We start from the raw sequence: 1,030 nt of genomic DNA, 5'->3' as shown, positions 1-1,030 counted from the left end.
ACCGCTGGACGGCTCGGCCGCCGGTGACCGCGGCGCCGTGCGGGAACTGAGCGACGGCCGGCACCGGTTCGTCACCGGGCCGCGTCTCGCGCCGGACGGGCGGCGCGCCGCCTGGCTCGGCTGGGACCACCCGCGCATGCCGTGGGACGGCACCGAACTGCTCGTCGCCGACGTCACCGCCGACGGCACCCTGCGCGACGCCCGTACGGTGGCCGGCGGACCCGAGGAGTCCGTCGCCCAGGCCGACTGGACCCCCGACGGCCGGCTGCTGTACGCGAGCGACCGCACCGGCTGGTGGAACCTCTACCGGGACGGGGAGCCGGTCTGCCCGCGCGAGGAGGAGTTCGGCGGACCGCTGTGGAAGCTGGGCCTGTGCTGGTTCGCCCCGCTGGACAGCGGCCTGATCGCCGTCCTGCACGGCCGGGGCGCGCCCGTGCTCGGCATCCTCGACCCCGAGACCTGCGAGGTCGTCGACGCCGCCGGCCCGTGGAGCGAGTTCACGCCCACCCTCGCGGCGCACGGCGAGCGGGTCGTCGCCGTCGGGGCCGGACCGCGCAGCGCCCACGAGGTGGTGGAGCTGGACACCCGCACGGGCCACGCCCGGGTGATCGGCGCCCGCCACGAGGACGCGGTGGACCCGGCGTACTACCCCGAGCCGCGGGTCCGCACGTTCACCGGACCGGACGGCCGGGAGATCCACGCCCAGGTGTACCCCCCGCACCACCCCGGGTGCACCGGTCCCGCGGACGAGCGTCCCCCGTACGTGATCCGGGCGCACGGCGGCCCCACCGGCCGGGCGCCGCTCGTGCTCGACCTGGAGATCGCCTACTTCACCTCGCGCGGCATCGGCGTCGCCGAGGTCAACTACGGCGGCTCCACCGGATACGGGCGGGAGTACCGCAACCGGCTGCGCGGACAGTGGGGCGTGGTCGACGTCGAGGACTGCGCCGCCGTCGCGCTGGCCCTCGCCGACGAGGGCACCGCCGACCGCGACCGGCTCGCCGTCCGCGGCGGCAGCGCCGGCGGCTGG

General features: G+C 77.2%; 1 protein-coding gene. It reads left to right on the top strand.

Annotation, left to right across the window (positions count from 1 at the left end; genetic code table 11):
- On the top strand, window positions 1–1,030 hold a 1,030-nt coding region (locus B7767_RS38870), incomplete at both ends, for a prolyl oligopeptidase family serine peptidase (RefSeq protein WP_179167483.1).

The organism is Streptomyces sp. 13-12-16 (assembly GCF_002114215.1).
Lineage (GTDB): Bacteria > Actinomycetota > Actinomycetes > Streptomycetales > Streptomycetaceae > Streptomyces.
This window is presented reverse-complemented; position numbering and strand designations above follow the sequence as displayed.